General features: G+C 51.7%; 13 protein-coding genes and 1 tRNA gene. 10 read left to right on the forward strand and 4 right to left on the reverse strand.

Annotated elements, in window-relative coordinates; all coding sequences use genetic code 11:
- The first annotated feature begins 108 nt into the window (after window positions 1–108).
- Together BMZ63_RS10835 and BMZ63_RS10840 are read left to right on the forward strand one after the other, a co-directional pair.
- Complete coding sequence (locus tag BMZ63_RS10835; RefSeq protein ID WP_091705445.1) at window positions 109–762, forward strand: class I SAM-dependent methyltransferase; 654 nt, start codon at window positions 109–111, stop codon at window positions 760–762.
- Window positions 763–830: 68 nt separating this feature from the next.
- Window positions 831–918 (forward strand) — tRNA-Leu (locus BMZ63_RS10840).
- A 356-nt stretch (window positions 919–1,274) separates the two neighbouring features.
- Here BMZ63_RS10840 and BMZ63_RS10845 read toward each other — a convergent pair.
- Both BMZ63_RS10845 and BMZ63_RS10850 read right to left on the reverse strand, forming a co-directional pair.
- Window positions 1,275–2,315 carry an Acg family FMN-binding oxidoreductase gene (locus tag BMZ63_RS10845; RefSeq protein ID WP_143072212.1) on the reverse strand — a complete coding sequence of 347 codons (1,041 nt, stop codon included), beginning with the start codon at window positions 2,313–2,315 and terminating at the stop codon, window positions 1,275–1,277.
- Between the two features lie 182 nt (window positions 2,316–2,497).
- Window positions 2,498–3,226, reverse strand: a complete 729-nt coding sequence (locus BMZ63_RS10850) for a TetR/AcrR family transcriptional regulator (RefSeq protein ID WP_091705449.1) — start codon at window positions 3,224–3,226, stop codon at window positions 2,498–2,500.
- Window positions 3,227–4,032: 806 nt separating this feature from the next.
- Here BMZ63_RS10850 and BMZ63_RS10855 point away from each other — a divergent pair.
- Window positions 4,033–4,485, forward strand: coding sequence for a hypothetical protein (locus tag BMZ63_RS10855; RefSeq protein WP_143072213.1), 453 nt, complete (start codon window positions 4,033–4,035; stop codon window positions 4,483–4,485).
- Window positions 4,486–4,498: 13 nt separating this feature from the next.
- A complete protein-coding gene (locus BMZ63_RS10860; protein WP_091705452.1) occupies window positions 4,499–5,443 on the forward strand; it encodes an IS5 family transposase in 945 nt (314 codons plus the stop codon).
- A gap of 467 nt (window positions 5,444–5,910) precedes the next feature.
- Here the strand turns inward: BMZ63_RS10860 and BMZ63_RS10865 are convergent, their stop codons facing one another.
- Window positions 5,911–6,783 carry a DMT family transporter gene (locus tag BMZ63_RS10865; RefSeq protein ID WP_091705454.1) on the reverse strand — a complete coding sequence of 291 codons (873 nt, stop codon included), beginning with the start codon at window positions 6,781–6,783 and terminating at the stop codon, window positions 5,911–5,913.
- 342 nt (window positions 6,784–7,125) lie between these two features.
- Here BMZ63_RS10865 and BMZ63_RS10870 point away from each other — a divergent pair, with 342 nt between their 5' ends.
- Entirely contained in the window at window positions 7,126–8,076 is a 951-nt protein-coding gene (locus BMZ63_RS10870; RefSeq protein WP_091705456.1) for a LysR family transcriptional regulator, read from the forward strand.
- Window positions 8,077–8,354: 278 nt separating this feature from the next.
- Here the strand turns inward: BMZ63_RS10870 and BMZ63_RS10875 are convergent, their stop codons facing one another.
- Entirely contained in the window at window positions 8,355–9,554 is a 1,200-nt protein-coding gene (locus tag BMZ63_RS10875) for an MFS transporter (protein ID WP_091705457.1), read from the reverse strand.
- 155 nt (window positions 9,555–9,709) lie between these two features.
- On the opposite strand from BMZ63_RS10875, the gene BMZ63_RS10880 reads away from it, so the two are divergent.
- From BMZ63_RS10880 to BMZ63_RS10905, 5 genes are all read left to right on the forward strand, one after another.
- Window positions 9,710–10,567 carry a helix-turn-helix transcriptional regulator gene (locus BMZ63_RS10880; protein ID WP_091705459.1) on the forward strand — a complete coding sequence of 286 codons (858 nt, stop codon included), beginning with the start codon at window positions 9,710–9,712 and terminating at the stop codon, window positions 10,565–10,567.
- 651 nt (window positions 10,568–11,218) lie between these two features.
- Window positions 11,219–11,908, forward strand: coding sequence for an AbiU2 domain-containing protein (locus tag BMZ63_RS10885; protein WP_143072214.1), 690 nt, complete (start codon window positions 11,219–11,221; stop codon window positions 11,906–11,908).
- 533 nt (window positions 11,909–12,441) lie between these two features.
- The gene (locus tag BMZ63_RS10890) at window positions 12,442–13,098 is read left to right on the forward strand and encodes a hypothetical protein (RefSeq protein ID WP_091705462.1); all 657 of its coding nucleotides are present in this window, start codon (window positions 12,442–12,444) and stop codon (window positions 13,096–13,098) included.
- Window positions 13,099–13,141: 43 nt separating this feature from the next.
- Complete coding sequence (locus tag BMZ63_RS10895; protein WP_143072215.1) at window positions 13,142–13,582, forward strand: hypothetical protein; 441 nt, start codon at window positions 13,142–13,144, stop codon at window positions 13,580–13,582.
- Between the two features lie 599 nt (window positions 13,583–14,181).
- Complete coding sequence (locus BMZ63_RS10905) at window positions 14,182–15,459, forward strand: hypothetical protein (RefSeq protein WP_091705465.1); 1,278 nt, start codon at window positions 14,182–14,184, stop codon at window positions 15,457–15,459.
- The last annotated feature ends 119 nt before the right edge of the window (window positions 15,460–15,578 follow it).

Below are 15,578 nucleotides of genomic sequence, written 5' to 3' on the forward strand. Positions count from 1 at the left end.
TTGATTACGATGCTACGTGAATCCTATCAAATTTGCATAGGACACTTTGTCGCACCACTTGATATAAAACAACGACCGAAAACCGAAATTGGATTAACAGGTGGCACCATGCGCTTTTATGACGAACGAATCCTGCCACACCTGGTTGATAAAGCCTGCTCAATGGGGCAGGTGATGAAGCTGCGCCAACAACTGGTGCCCCTGGCCCGGGGCCGGGTTCTGGAAGTGGGCATGGGCTCGGGCGTGAACCTGGCGCTTTACAACCCGGAACAGGTGGAGCACGTGTACGGCCTGGAGCCCTCTGAAGGTATGCGCCGCAAGGCCCTGAAAAACCTGGAGTCATCACCGGTATCCGTGGAATGGCTGGGGCTCCCGGGCGAACAGATACCACTGGCAGACAACTCCATAGACACCGTACTGCTGACCTTTACCCTGTGCACCATCCCGGACTGGCACACCGCCCTGCAGCAAATGAAACGGGTACTCAAACCCGGTGGCGAACTGTTGTTCCTGGAGCACGGCGAAGCGCCCCACGAAACCACCCGAAAATGGCAACACCGCATCACCCCGGGCTGGAAGAAAATCGCCGGCGGCTGCCACCTGAACCGCCACATCGCCGACCTGATACGCCAGGCCGGTTTCGAGATCACCGAACTGGAAAACCTCTACATGCCCAATGCACCGAAAATAGCCGGGTATTTGTACAAGGGCAGGGCGGTGAAGCCTTCGGAAGAGGCGCAGGGAAATGCTGAAAACCCTTAATTGCCACAGGGAGTTGCGGTAAGCCAGCGGGCCTTATACAATTTCGCCCTTCGCACGTTCCCGCCTATGCCCGGGTGGTGAAATTGGTAGACACAAGAGACTTAAAATCTCTCGACCCTTAGGGTCGTGCCGGTTCGATTCCGGCCCCGGGCACCATTAATATCAGTAGCCTTTCTGTACCGCGCTTCTGCACTGCTTCAACAATTGACCGCTTTCTTCTGGAGATCACCGACAGTTGTCGTAAAAGATCCCCCGTTTTGTCTGATTTTCTTCATAACCCTTTGATAAAATTGAAATCCATCGCGATCGTGGTCGGAAATAGGCGAACTCGTGACCTGAGACAAATTCGGCAATTGACGCCTATTACCCCGCGCGATACTGTCAGGAATCAGTAGGTTTCTGATAAAAAGGGAAAATATGGTAAGTGACTTTGAGGTCGGCTGATATAGGCGCGTTTTGGGATAGAAGTCATTTGTCGGTGAATTAGCTGTTACGCTGACTCGCAGTACCTTTCATGCCTCAATAACCACCTGGTCGACCGATCTTCTGGGGCTAAAGCGTGCGGGGGCATTTGCATAGCCGAGGCGAAAGCCGAAGGTAGCGTGCCACTCTTTTTCACCGAGAAATGCCCTTAACCGCTCTGCGGTGAGGGGCGCTTGTCCGAGTTGTTTCTCCCGGTCGACCCGTTCCATTGGCATGTTGAGTGGATGTGCCGCGATACCGTGGCTTGTCGCCCACAGGTGGATGCGTTGCCATATGCGCCCGGCCGTGAGGGCGGATGGTTGGTCATAGAGATCACGTACCGTGATCAGCCCGAACATGGGGGCACTCGCGACATGCACGTCACGCGTCCGTTTGAACCATATCCGGTCGGCCTCAGCGGGAGAAGGTGCCGGTGCGAGCTTGGCCAGCACGTTCCGCACTGGGGAAAGGCCGACCGTATCCAGGGTGACTCCGTCGCGGTGATGACGTATCGCGTCTGGATCGAATCGGAACCAGGCTGCACTGTCGGCAGCCATTTCGCGATCCGAGATAATCTCTTCGGTTGCCTGCACCATGAGGGTTCCCAGGGTTTTCATGGTTCCCGGATGATCTTCACGGGAGTAGAGCAGGGTATGCACGCCTTCTTGGTCGCTGATCTGATCAATCAGTTCGGCTTGGAGTTCCGCGCTGATTGATTGACCTAGATCGTATTCGCCGCGATGGGTACGGCGTCGTGCAATCGCATCATAGAGTGACGAATCGGTCGCGGGTTCGCCGCGCTCAAGCCGGATTACAGCAACCGGTCGATCCAGTGCGGTTGTCGTGCCGGCGTCCAGACGTCCCGGTGTCAATTCTATGAGGGCGTTCAGTCCCTGTAAGGCAGCTGCCTGAACCATGTTCTCCAAAGCGCAGCCTAGAGATAGCATCATCTCGCGACGGAATGGGTCGAATGCCCCAAGGTGTCGATCATGATCTGCGTACAACGCGATACGTTGAGCCTCCACATGGAAACGCCAAGGCTGTGTATTGTGAGCATTGGCCGCCAGAATGCCCGCCTGAACGATAGCCATCTCTCCGCTCACTTGCTCTGTTCGCCAATTGCGCCAAGGGGCGTACGCCGGTCCTTCCCCCGCCGAGAAGACGCCTGTTTCCGTTGCACGCCAAACTCCACCGGCACCTGCCAGTACAACGAGGCCGGTGGCCCCCTTGAGGAACGCGCGACGCCCGCTTGCGGCTTTCTTCGTGGAACCCGTCATGACTGGTGACCTCCATTTCGTAATGTTTGGTTGGGTGGCTGGGTTGAAGCGGATGGCCGGTTTGGATCCGTGCGGTGTGGCAGCGTAGCCGGACCGGCGATACCGATAAGGAGCCGGTGAGCGGCGGTTTCCAGAGCTTCCCACCCTCTGTCGGCCTGCAGATCCACGCCATTGAAATGTGCGATTTGCCGCCCCTGCGCAGCAAGGTAGTTAGCGCCGGCACCCAACAGCGCCAACGCTGGCCCGAATCGGTCGGTGAAGTCTCCCGGGTCGTAATCGAAACGGAAGGCGAGGTGATCCATGAGTCTGAGGCTTCGTTCCTCCCTGACTTGCTCAAAGGCGCGAGTCAGTTCATTGCGCTCGCTCATCTCCCATGCGATGACCTCCAGGGTCAGCGGGTGGGAACGAAGGAAGCTGATATGCCGGGCAAGCACGGCCGCCAAGCAGTCAGGCAGGCCGCCGGGGTCGCCAGGCCCAGGGAGAGGTTCTTCGAGAATGTCTTCTACACGCCACCAGAAATCACCCTGAACGGCGAACTCGGTCAGAAGGCCTTCCAACCCCCCGAAATAGCGGTAGATCAGTACTTTGTCGATGCCCGCGCTTCGGGCCACGGTATTGACACCGATGGCGCCAAACCCCTTCCGGGAGATTACCGCCTCGACGGCTTCGATTATCCGCAGGCGGGTGGCTTCGCGGTCGCGCTTACGTGTGTTGGTTGATCCCATTCTTGCCCACCTCCCCGTAGTCACTAGTAAGTGACATAATTATTGTCACCATGGAGTGACTTGTCAATCGTGGAGTTGGCGCATAACGTCACCGCGTAACCAGGCGGTCAACCGGACGCCAAAAATGTGGCCGCTTTCGGTTCCTTCCGCTTGCGCTCCGGCGCCGGTTACCTCAGCGTTAGGGCTACATAAGGGCAAGGGTTTGAGTAACAAGCTAGCCGGTTAAGGGTTATGAGTTTCTTTTCTGTGCATAGATCAATCGCAGGTGACTACTCGCTACGTCTTTTACAGGGCACGTACCCGAATTTGACCTTATCGTTTCTAATGAATCACCAAAGACGTTACCTATACAAGTAAAGATATCTAGAGGCCATGGCTGGAAAACTACGGCTAGTCGGTGGGTTGATGTAACGGTTGACAGTAAAGACCAGAAATGGGTTGGTCATGGAAATAGCGCTATTTCTAATTTTAATCTGATTTATGTATGTGTGTTGTTAACCAGCGCCGATGCAGCCGAAGCGGATTGCTACTTCATACTGCTGAACAGAGATGGTCAGTTAATCTGTGCGAACAACTATAAAGTCTGGACGTACAGGCATACTTGGAAGAGGCCAAGCAACTATCGCTTTTTAGACAATGGGTATTACTTCCGATACCTTGAGCCATTTGAGGATGACTGGTCGTTATTCAAATAATTTTTTTATTCCCAAAAAAGGGTTAACTGGGACGCCGGAAACCCTTGTGCCGGCAAAGCTGGGCGAGTTCGGGGTGGCACCGGTTAATCCAAATGCTAACAAGGCACTCATATGGAACCAGGAACAATAATTTCAGCAATTAGTGTATTGGCTACCAGCAGTGTAGCGATCATTGGGCTTCTTCTTAGTGAGCGCCGGCATCGTGAGCAAATTGAAAACGAGAGAAAATCCAGGGAAGAGCAAATAGCACATGAGCGACAGGCACGGGAAGAAGAGTTGACTCGTGAAATAAAGCGAGCTGAGAAGCATAGGGAAGATATGCCGTTATTCCAATTTGATATGGAGGTCGGGGTTGTCTATAAGAAAGATAATAAATATTTAGTTGAGTTTAGGGTGGTTCTTGATAATCGTGGTAATGTTAAGCAAGATATAAAGTCCATAAAACTTAGGGTGCGCTCGGTAAACAAGGAAGATAGTTTATCATTTTGGGGTGGTAGAGGATCTAGGGAGACTCTGAATAAGTCCCCAAAATCAGCGATAATACGGCCATCGTCAACCGCATAGGATCGTTGCCACCATGGATCAGATCACCTTCTCCGAAGCCGAGTACCAGACCAAGAAGCGTAAAACCCGCCGCGAGATCTTTCTGGAACGGATGGACAAGCTGATTCCGTGGAAGCAGTTGGAAAAGAAGGTAGCCCGTTATTACCCCAAGGGCCAGAACGGACGGCCTCCCTATCCTTTGTCTGCCATGCTGCGCGTTCACTGCATGCAGTTGTTCTATAACCTCAGCGATCCGGCTATGGAAGACGCATTGTACGAGATCGAATCCATGCGCCAGTTCGCTGGCCTGAAGCTTGATCGTCTGCCCGACGAAACCACAATCCTTAAGTTCCGTCATTTTCTGGAGCAGCATGGTCTCGGCAAGGTGCTGTTCAAAGAAGTGAACAAGCACCTAGAGAAAAATGGTCTTATGCTGCGCGAAGGCAGCATTGTTGATGCCACCATAATCTCTGCTCCGAGCTCCACGAAGAACAGCTCTGGCAAGCGCGACCCAGAGATGCACCAGACCAAAAAGGGCAACGAATGGCACTTCGGCATGAAGATGCACATTGGTGTCGACGACACGCTGGGCCTGATCCACAGCATCGATACCACCGCAGCCAACGTTCATGACATTGTGCCCTCCGGCAAATTGCTGCACGGTGAAGAACGTCGAGTCTTTGGTGATGCCGGCTACCTCGGCATACAAAAGCGAGGCGAGCACAAGCACCGTAAAAATGTGTCTTGGTTCATCGCCAAGCGCCCAGGTTCACGGAAAACCCTGAATGCTGACAAGCTGAAGGCCGAGAAAATCAAAGCCAGCATCCGCTCAAAAGTGGAACATCCGTTCCGATACATCAAACAGGTGTTCGGCTACAGCAAGGTCCGCTATCGCGGCCTGTCGAAAAACACCAACCGGCTGCACTTGTTGGCCGCGTTCAGTAATCTGCTGATCGGTGAAAAATACCTGCTGGCGTAGGGCCAGTGCGCCTGTTTTCCGCCAAAATGGCGGGAAACGGGCAGAAAACATACAAATAAATGGGGAGTTGTGTCTGAATTTTCCGTTTTCTGCTGGCTCAAACGGATGCTGGTGAAAATCGACGGTTATTCAGACCTTCCCTAGGGTGGAGTTTCCTCATAAGGTTTTTGAGGAAGAAATTATACCCAAAGGTTATAAATTCATATTTGTGGAGCCAAACGTTAAGCAAATATTGACCTACACAACTATACTGGATTCCAACGTTGAGATAGTTGCTGCTAGGGCGGAATTCAGCTACGGACGTGCAAGGAAAGGTGATCGAGGTAGCAAGCATAGTGTTGAAAAAGTATTCGCGATCAGTTCTTAGTGAAACGGCGGTCTCAATGGGCAAGTGCAACTCCTGACTCATCCGGTATGGCGCTGCCATGTCGATCCGTGCTTATTCAATGATACGGTGTTGTTGCCGGTCAACATTGCGCTTTCCTCCATCTTTCTTGGGTGGTCAGAATCAGTCCAATCACAATCAATGTGGCCCCGATGAAGTCCGTCGTGCGTAATTGTTCACCCAGGACCAGGTAAGCGAGCAGGACGCCAAAGAATGGATTGAGGAGGTGGTAAGTCGATGCCGTCGCAGCCCCACTGATGCGAATCAGTACCAACCAGAGGCTCATTCCACCGATGGTGACGATGAATACCAAATGGGCAACGGCGATCATCGTATTGGTAGAAGGCACGGCAAGGGGTTGTCCGAACACCAATGCCATGGGGAGAAGAGCGGCGGCTCCAGCAACGGATTGCCAGAAGTTAGCTTGAAAGACAGGAAGGTTCACTGCACGACCGCGAAAGAACACGGTGCCACTCGCGAAGGCTAGCATCCCTGCAGCTGCCATCAGAATTCCCCAAATATCGACCTTCATGCCCTCAGCAACCCCGGAGATGACTACCACGCCGGATAAACCCAACGTCGCTCCGAATAGCTTCATTGGTGAAAGGGGCTCCACTCCTGACCATGCTGAAAGCAAGCCTGTCGCAAGTGGGGCGCAGCTCACAATAACGATAACGACCTGGGGCCTAACCGTTTGCAATGCGGCGAAGCTAAGCCCAAGATACAGCGCATTGTTAAGAATGCCGAGCAGCAGTCCCCGCTTGATAGCGATACGATCATGCATGCTCTCACCGCCAAGGCAGAAAGGAAGCATCAGCAGCGCACTCAATGAGAACCGAATCGTTAGAAGTGTGAATGGATCGAAATCGCTGAGGGCAATGGCGCCAGCGATGAATGCCGAACTCCATACTATGCTGAAAATGATTACCAAGCCAGCCAGCACGATGTTATTCACACAACCTCCCAAAATCGGCAGTTTCCTTGTTCTTTTCTTTGCTTCGGTTTCATGTTGGTTGAGAGGCGAAGGGGTTGGAAATTATTTATTTGGTGGCCATAATCAGTTGATCTTATTATGAGCCTCGAGAGGTGAGGTTCTGGGCACTAGCCGCCGAGTTAAATCTTGGCTAGGATATAAAACTGGGAGCGCTGGGCGAGTTTCTGTACCAAGAGATCTTCAAGGCCGTCAATACGGGCAAGCCGTGTTCCTGTCGAATAACGCCGAGCAGTGACCTGGTGTCGGGTGCCCGCTGTGGTCTGCGACCGAGTACGATATGTTCTGGCCTCAAGGAGTCGATACATGTTCGATTGTAAACCGTCCCCTTTGGGCGATAGGCGTGTCACCCTTGAGCACCTGCGCGCCTTCGTACTCTTAGCCGAAGGCAAGGGCTTTCAACAGGCAGGACTTCAGCTGTATCGCAGCCAATCGGCTGTTACGCAAAGCCTAAAGCGTCTGGAGGAGATATTGGATTGCAAGTTGCTCGAACGCCGCCAGGGCCACATCATGGGCTTGACGGCGGACGGTGAACGGTTCCTACCATCTGCCAAAGAGATCCTCATCCGAACGTCTGAAGCCGTGAGCGCCATGAAGCAACCGGAAATGTCCGGGCGCTTGCTTGTCGGCGTTCCGGATGACTTCAAGGTTGTGGATCTTCATAGTGCCATTTCTCGGTGTGCTGAGCTAAACCGTAATTTGCGTCTAGAAGTCGTCTCTGCGCTTTCCTCGGAACTGATCAGCCAAATTGACAGCAGTGGGCTAGATCTTGTCATTCTAAAGTGCCTGGAACATTTCGTGCCAAGCGACAATCGCTGGAAAACTCATCCTCTGAGAAGAGAGCCACTCTACTGGGTGGCCGCACAACGGTGTGCTTTTGACAGTCTGTCTGAAGTTCCTCTCGTGATCTTTCCCGATGGGTGTTGCTATAGAAACGCGGCGCTTGCAGCGCTGGATAAAGCCGGGAAGCACGGATACGGCGCTTATGTCAGTGCATCCTATGAGAATATTCGCGCTGCTGTGTCGGCTGGTCTTGGTATCGGCGTTCTTCCCGAAAGTGCGCTTGCCAAAGACCATGCCGTGCTCGGTGAGAAGGAGGGGTTTCCGGAATTGCCGATGGTGGAGCTCGTTATGATTCAGGCAACACACAAGTACGCGACTCGGAAGCTGGCCGAATTTCTCTCTCACTCCACCGATATTGGTTCTCGGTACTCCAATGAATGTGGCTTCGGAGATGTTTCATCGGAGGCCCTGTAACGCTCTCGCCACCAAGCCGGAAAGTGGTCGAGCGTTGTGCCGATTTGTTGGATTCAGACTTCATTTTCTGAATGATTCGGATGAAGGCTCTGAATTCGAACGATCCGTCAGTGGTCGAGTTGGAAGAAATGTAACTGATCGGCGTTGTGTGAGCTTCAAGTGCTTTAAGCGTGTCACTGTCAATCAAGCCGGCATCTCAGTACAGGTGCAACGCGCTCGTTGAGTCGACGCACCGGGCGTGGAACCGAGATGCCGGCATTCTAGGCCGGGCCGATGACTCAGCTACAAGGCTCAGCCTGCGTTTGGGCTGCCAAAGTTGGCTGCCGGCGCAGATTGACGATCTGTAGCAGAGCGCCTAAAGCTGCAATACCGCCAGCGCAGACTGCCAGTGTCCAGATAGGTAGCTGTAGCAACAGAATGAAGCCGCCCGCCGCGGCGCCAATGGCACTACCCACATAGAGCGCCGATTCGTTCAGTGCAACGGCCAGATTGCCGTCTCCATGAGCTTGGCGAGTGCGGATCAACTCGTTGTTCTGCGGTACCTGCAATGCCCAGCCGACGGCGCCCCAGGTCGCAATGGGCAGCATGACCAGCCAAGTGTTGAGCCTGGCCGCCAGTGGTAGGGCGAACAGCGATACGGCAAGAATCAGCATGATGGCCAATGTCACATTCGGGCCCTTGAGACGATCTACCAGCGGCCCGGCCAGGAAGCTGCCAAGAACACCGCCAATGCCCCAAACCCAGAGATAGGGCGTGACAGAGCGCACGGCACCATAGGCCGGGTCAGTCATGAGTGGGGCTATGAAGGTGTACATGCCGAGGCTGGCAATGGCCGCAAGCAATGAGACCGTCAGGATAATCAGCACATGGCCGTCACCGAGGATCGTCAACTTCTGCATCAACGAGCTGACTGGTGCTGCAGGTAGGGTCGGGAGCTTCAGGAACAAGCCGATGAAGGCAATCAGGCCGAGCATTGCGATCAGCCAAAAGGCGGATTCCCACCCCGTTTGCTCGGCGATCAATAAGCTGAGGGGTACGCCCAGAACCACGCCGCTGGCCATGCCGCCCATGATGATGGCGATGGCTTTGCCGCGATTTTCTGGAGTGGAGACTGCAGCTGAGGCGCCAATGCCCATGGCTAGGTAAACACCGGCGCCTGTGCCGGCAATGGCACGCCAGGCCATCAGCGCCGTGAAGTTTTCGACGAGCGCGCTGGCGGCATTGGCGATGACGAACAGGCCTAGTGTGAGCAGGAGACCTGCGCGCTGACGATTTGCCGGGGTCAGGGCGACGCAGATCGGAGAGCCCAGTCCATAGGCCAGTGTGAAAGCGGTAACCAGCTGGGCGGCTGCCGACACGGATACCGCGAAAGAGTCTTCGATCATCGGAATCAGCCCAGCGGTAACGTAGGAGGCCATGCCGAGGGAAAAGGCTCCCAATGCTATGAGATAAATGGAAGATTGGTTGGACGTACGCATGTTCATCCCTTATCGGAAAATTGATGGAATATCGGTGTACCATTCCTCTTTCAAGACAAATTTCTGACTCGGGTTCGCCAGTCAGATACGGTATTCTTTCCCGGATTTCCGAAGGGTACAATTTGATCGTTTATGCTATTACTCGAGGTAACCGTATGAGCGCACCTCACTCACCTGCCCAACATACTCGAGCGGAGTTGTCCGAATTTTTGCGTAGCCGCCGCGAGCGAATTTCTCCGGAAGAGGTTGGGTTGCCGGCTGGTGGCCGACGACGCACACCGGGGCTGAGACGTGAAGAGGTGGCGACCCTGGCTGGGGTTGGATTGTCTTGGTATACATGGCTAGAGCAAGGGCGGGACATTAGTGTGTCGTCTACGTTTCTCGACAACCTATCTCGGGTTCTCAAGCTGGATGCGACCGAGCGCCGCCATTTGTTCTTGCTTGCCCATCAAAGGTTGCCTCCAGAATTAGGCTGTACTCTGTGCGAAGTACCACCGCTGATCAAGCGGCTAATGAACGATATCCCTACGCGACCATCCTACGTGCTCAATTTGCGTTGGGACGTGTTGGCCTGGAATTCCGCAGCGGATCGAGTATTCGGTTTTTCGAGTGTCCCAGAGAATCGTCGAAATCTGTTGTGGATGCTATTTACTAGCCCCGCACTGCGGGAGCTTTTTATCCCTTGGGATGAACAGGCACTACAGATTTTATCGAGCTTCCGCCGTGATTTCGTGCGTGCGATTCATGGTACAGGCATCGCCGGCTTGGTAAGGGAGTTGGAAGAAGCTTCGTCAGATTTCAAGGTCTGGTGGCAACAACAGGAGATCCATGGCCAGTGTCAGGGTGTTCGCTACCTTCAGATACCAACGGTAGGTCAGGTCGCATTCGAGCATACTACCTTTGTGTTCGATGAAGAGCGTCACCTGCGTCTTGTTTACTATGCAGCAAAGGAAGGTAGGCCTGAGAGTCGAGCTTTTGAGAAGTGGATTCAGCAAGAGCCAATTCAGGTCTAGAAGTAATTTTTCCGGCAAAGAATTATTTTTGGGGTCGGCTTATGGAAAAATAAAAGATGCTTTGGCTGCGTTGAAGGAGGCGGGATATCTGGCCGTTCAGGGTACGGTCGTCCTCGACGACCAGCACGTGCGGCCGGCGCTGGATAACTGCGTTCATGGCTTATCAGCATATCGTGACTTTGAGACGTATTATCATATGCATGCGCAGTGCGACTCACAAGCACCCGCATGCCACTCGCCCCGGCAGCGCCGTTTGACGCCGATCAAACCGCCTAAGACATTCATCGCAATTGGCCTCAGGCGCTTTGCGGATCGGCACGCCCTCACATAACCTGACTCTCTAAGGCCGCTGAGACGGCCACCAAGCACGCAGGGACTACCGCATGGAGGCGGCCGCCATCGCAGGATGCAGGGTAGGGGCGGTAGCGTGCCCGGAGCCTCGGCCACACGCCGCCAATGAGCGCCCGCAGGATGATCGAAACCGGCAAAGGCAGCGCGCACGCGAATTCTGCATAAGTAGCCGAGCTATACTTAGGCACCAGAGAAATCAATGAGTTGGAAGAAATGAAGCGCGTCAAATAATATTGTTGAACGCGCAGGATGTTCATTCAATATCAGGACGCACAGTCCAATCACTGTTAGAGCAACTGTATGGCTAATTACCGAACAGCAGAGGAAGCCCGAAAAGCATACATAGAATGCATGGGCCAGCAGCTCGGAGAGCAGTTCCATGAGCTTTGGCAGGAGCTAGCTTGGTTGTATGCCAAGTGGGCGGAGTATGTGGAGCTGTTCGGCACGCGCTCGTCTCGAATTGATTTACTGAACCAAGCAGCGCCACACTTCTTTAAGATCGTACAGGATTCGCTGTGGGAGGATGTGATTCTGCATATTGCTCGCCTCACTGATCCCCCACGAAGTTCAGGAAAGGAGAACCTGACCATACAGGCGCTTCCTGAATTGATTGATGACGAAGCGACTCGCGAGAAGGTAAGAACTTTGGTGTCTGAGGCCGTCGAAACATCGGACTTTTGCCGAGATTGGAGAAATCGTCGAATTGCCCATAAGGATCTAAAACTTGCTCTAGAAGACGGTGTACAGCCATTGAAAGCTGCAAGTAGAGAGCGAGTAAGAAAAGCGCTGGAGGCAGTATCCGATGTGCTGAATGGGATCACCTCTCATTACTCGTCATCTGAGACAGTATTTGAAACACCTGCTGCGCCCGGGGGCGCTCTAACCCTTCTTTACCGGATCGACGACGGTTTGCGAATAGAAGGGGAGCGCCGGGAAAGGCTAAAGAAAGGGGAGCCAGAAGAAGGCGACCTGGGGCCTCGAGATATATGATTGCTCTAACAACAGCGTTAACGCGGATCGGCTTTTCCGCTGACGCTCCAAAGCCGCCCGGTTACGCTGGGCGTTAATGGCAAAGGCTTCGGTCTTTGGGTGGCCGTGTGCCAGTGGCCTTGGTGCCGATTCTGGCAGTTAAACCCGGCAATTGTGAGAGCACCAAGGCCAGCAGAGTCCGCGTCCGGTTTGGCAGCTTTAATCGTCAGCGGCGTTGGTAGCAAAATCGGTGTTCGTCGTTTGGGGCTGTCCGCCGACAATGTATTCTGGATCTGGTACCTTTGAGTACAGGTTCATCCACCGCTGGCTTGGCGGTGGTTTTAAACAAACGGCATCGGCGTGAGCTGGTGCAAAGAAACGGAGTAGGCCGTCGCGGTCGTTGCCAGGGAGCAGGCAGTGTCAGTACCTGCCTTTAACCAGTCAATTAAGTTCGCTCCCGGCCAGAGGGCCGTCCGCCGGACGCCCCTTACGGGCCGCCGCTTATCTCCGCGTTAAATTTTCCGAATTATCAATTTCCTGAGAGAGATGTATAGATGGAAGAGTATTACCCTGACATCATTAAAGCTTTGATAGCGGCAATAATAACCCTGACTTTCAACCGGGTTAAAAGTCACCTTCCCGAGCGGAAGCAATCAAAGCATGATGACAGTTTTGATATTTTGAGGGGGGTTATGGCTCAAGGAATTGAAGGACGGCCAAACATAGTCATTGAGCATGCTTTTAAAGACTATCTGAAATTCCCTTTAAATTATTCGGAAATAATTAGACTCATAAATCTACAAAACCCTTTAAAGGCGTTTCGCCTGTATGAAAGTGCTCAGTTTATGGTCGAATACAACGAATTTTCGAAATTTTTCGAGTATAAAGAAAAGTATAATAACGAGAAGAAGAGGAAGTCCACAAAACGGCGAGCTTTCGCCGCATATTTTTTGTATGCATTTTTAGCGTTGATGACATTGATGTATGCGCCGATTCTAGTCGAAGTTAGAGGTTTTCAGGGATTTGCTTTCATTTTCTTTTTTCTCGTTTTCCTTTTGCCTGCCGCATGGTTTATGTTGGAAGAATACGGCCGCAGTGAAAATGCTGCACATTTTTTATCTTTCTTGGAGAAAGATTCTAAATACTACTTTAAAAAATCGGTGAACTCGGACCCCATTAGGTATGGGTCCGCTGCGCCAAACTATGCATAATTGCGACGGTTATCTTTACGTTATGTAGAGCAATAAGGAGTTAATGATGGATCTCAAGGATTTCGTAAGAGAGACCCTGGTCCAGCTATCAACCGGTGTGCAGGAGTCTATCGAGGAAGTTAGAGAATCAGGTGGATACTCTAATCCCGCTGCGGTTGGTAGCTCAAAAAACAGTGACAACTCTCATTTTGGCTCAATGGGCGAGGGGCAGAATGTTTTCCTCGTTGACTTCGATGTAGCTGTTACCGTCGACGAAAATTCCGAAGTTTCCGGAGGCGGGAAGCTTAAGGTTGCTAGCGTTTTTTCGTTAGGCGCAGACGCTGGATCAAGTAGCAAGAGCTCTTCATCGAACAGAGTTAGCTTTAAGATTCCGCTCGCCCTTCCCGTTGATCCGGTGTCCCGTGCAGAAGTAACTGAACGCAAGGCACGGCAGCAGGAAAGAATTAACGAGAGTATGCGGAGGCTCAACCAAGGGCTCACATAACCAATGCATTAAATTCGTTCCGGCCCTAGGGGCCTCCACCGGACGCCTTAGTTGGCCGCCGTTGATGCTAGCGTTGAGGCTGTAGGAAAAGGTCGAAGGCCTATTTTGAGCCGAAAACGATCAATAAATGAACTAAAAATTGGGCCTATTCTTGAAATCTGGAGCACTTATGATTGAAAACACTTCCAGATTTTACGTAGGAACGCGATCGGACAAATGGGCGGGACTTTTTCTACAGCCTCGTTATACGCCGGTGTAAATGCAAGACACAAAGGATGCATGATGAGGTTGCAAGACGTTCAGGTCGGTATGGAAGTAATTATCGACAAGCCGAGCAGTCCTAACGATGGTATGAGTGCCGTGGTACTTTCGATTTATTCCGAGGTATCCAACACCGTAAATATCCGACTCCGCGTCGAGGAAACAGCTGACGTGATTACTCGCTTTCAGCCAGATGAGCTTCAGTAGCTCAACTCAGGGAGACGCATAACGAAGCGCTGCAGCTGACCGCCCAAAGCGCTGCTGCGCTTCGGGTTCCCTACGCGGACTTCATCCGCTCCGGCGGCAACTGAGCTTGGGCGTTAGATTTAGGGTGATAAATGAAACTCCATAGAGATCTAGGATTTTATGTTCCAGCCTTTTTCATGATGCAGGTTGATGTAGACATGGCTATTGAAAAAATTCTAGGCACTGTGGATGAGCGAGTTTTCTCCCACGAATTGATCCATTTTTTACAGGACGTGAGTACTACATACGGGCTAAATAATATTTCAAAATGTGTCGATGTCATTAAGTCCCAGAACGGTGCGTTAAGGCAAAAGAGCCTTCCTGTTCAGTTGCCGTTATTGAGTAGCGATCTCAGTGATACGGTAATGGCTAATAACGATCTGTTTTCATTATATGTAGGAGATGATGCAGAAAAATTCAAAGAGTTCCCTGAGAGTTATTCCGTTGTAGACGTAATTGAAGACGAGATGGAGGTAGAGCTTGTACCTTACCCAGTAAAATTTATCAACATAAAGTACGGGAGCCCGGTGATTAGCGCAACTGAGGAATTCCATTTTGGGGCAATGGCTATTTATGAAAGCATGGCAAACTTAATTGAAAACGAGATATACGGAGAAGAAGAAAGAAGAAAAAATTTTCCATATGATGCTGCGTTGATGCTAGCCGAGCACTTATGCCCCACAATTTCACACAACAGGCTTGCAATTTGTGAGCTGTGCGAAGCGTCATTGATGTACTACAACCCAGCAGAAATATTTGTCGATTGCTTGAAACAAATTCATGATCTTAGGCTAGTGTTCGAAAATAAAAACGAATATTATCGATATGTAGTGAATAATTATACATTAGAAGAAGAGTCAGTTGGTGTCGAGTATATAAATGCTTCTGAATTGGCAGAGTCTCAATTAAATGATTTGTTCACCGTTTCCCCTTTCAAAGAAGAGAAATGGGCTAGTTGTATGGTCATTAGGGCGAGAAAAGTAAGAAATAGCGATATGTCGATATCCGCTAGGCTGTGGGGAGCAGATAAGAACCAATCTAGGCAGTCGCTAATGGATTTTATCCGAAGCGTAGGAATGCCAATCGTTTTTAATCGAAACTTTGAAGCCTGGCTCAGAGGTTCAGAGGAATCGCTTCGCACTCCCCTAATGTATCCCGCTATTCTCTCATTTCATGAAATAGTACAGGGTAAACAACAGGGATGCATTTTAAATAGGCACTGTGTGAACGAATATTCGGGTTGTACACCAGATGATAATTGCCATTCTGCACCTTGGGCACGACTTGCCCAAGGGAAATCCTGCTATTTCTCGGATATATGGAAAATGTGGGGGCTTGAAAATGTGAAAATTTCCGAAAATAAAATCTAACAATTTCATGTTTTCGGACTGGTTTTTCGCTGCGCTCCAAACCATCCGCAAATGCAGGCGTTAAATTTGAGGAGAACGGCATCGAGATTTCAATTGGCTCAGGAATTACGATCGCCTCT

It is taken from the genome of Marinobacter persicus (assembly GCF_900114155.1).
Lineage (GTDB): Bacteria > Pseudomonadota > Gammaproteobacteria > Pseudomonadales > Oleiphilaceae > Marinobacter > Marinobacter persicus.

Excerpts from the sequence above, each read along its gene's own strand:
- BMZ63_RS10835 (WP_091705445.1), top strand. The coding sequence starts at position 109 with ATGCGCTTTTATGACGAACGAATCCTGCCACACCTGGTTGATAAAGCC.
- BMZ63_RS10845 (WP_143072212.1), bottom strand. The coding sequence starts at position 2,315 with ATGGCTATCGTTCAGGCGGGCATTCTGGCGGCCAATGCTCACAATACA.
- BMZ63_RS10850 (WP_091705449.1), bottom strand. The coding sequence starts at position 3,226 with ATGGGATCAACCAACACACGTAAGCGCGACCGCGAAGCCACCCGCCTG.
- BMZ63_RS10855 (WP_143072213.1), top strand. The coding sequence starts at position 4,033 with ATGGAACCAGGAACAATAATTTCAGCAATTAGTGTATTGGCTACCAGC.
- BMZ63_RS10860 (WP_091705452.1), top strand. The coding sequence starts at position 4,499 with ATGGATCAGATCACCTTCTCCGAAGCCGAGTACCAGACCAAGAAGCGT.
- BMZ63_RS10870 (WP_091705456.1), top strand. The coding sequence starts at position 7,126 with ATGTTCGATTGTAAACCGTCCCCTTTGGGCGATAGGCGTGTCACCCTT.
- BMZ63_RS10875 (WP_091705457.1), bottom strand. The coding sequence starts at position 9,554 with ATGCGTACGTCCAACCAATCTTCCATTTATCTCATAGCATTGGGAGCC.
- BMZ63_RS10880 (WP_091705459.1), top strand. The coding sequence starts at position 9,710 with ATGAGCGCACCTCACTCACCTGCCCAACATACTCGAGCGGAGTTGTCC.
- BMZ63_RS10885 (WP_143072214.1), top strand. The coding sequence starts at position 11,219 with ATGGCTAATTACCGAACAGCAGAGGAAGCCCGAAAAGCATACATAGAA.
- BMZ63_RS10890 (WP_091705462.1), top strand. The coding sequence starts at position 12,442 with ATGGAAGAGTATTACCCTGACATCATTAAAGCTTTGATAGCGGCAATA.
- BMZ63_RS10895 (WP_143072215.1), top strand. The coding sequence starts at position 13,142 with ATGATGGATCTCAAGGATTTCGTAAGAGAGACCCTGGTCCAGCTATCA.
- BMZ63_RS10905 (WP_091705465.1), top strand. The coding sequence starts at position 14,182 with ATGAAACTCCATAGAGATCTAGGATTTTATGTTCCAGCCTTTTTCATG.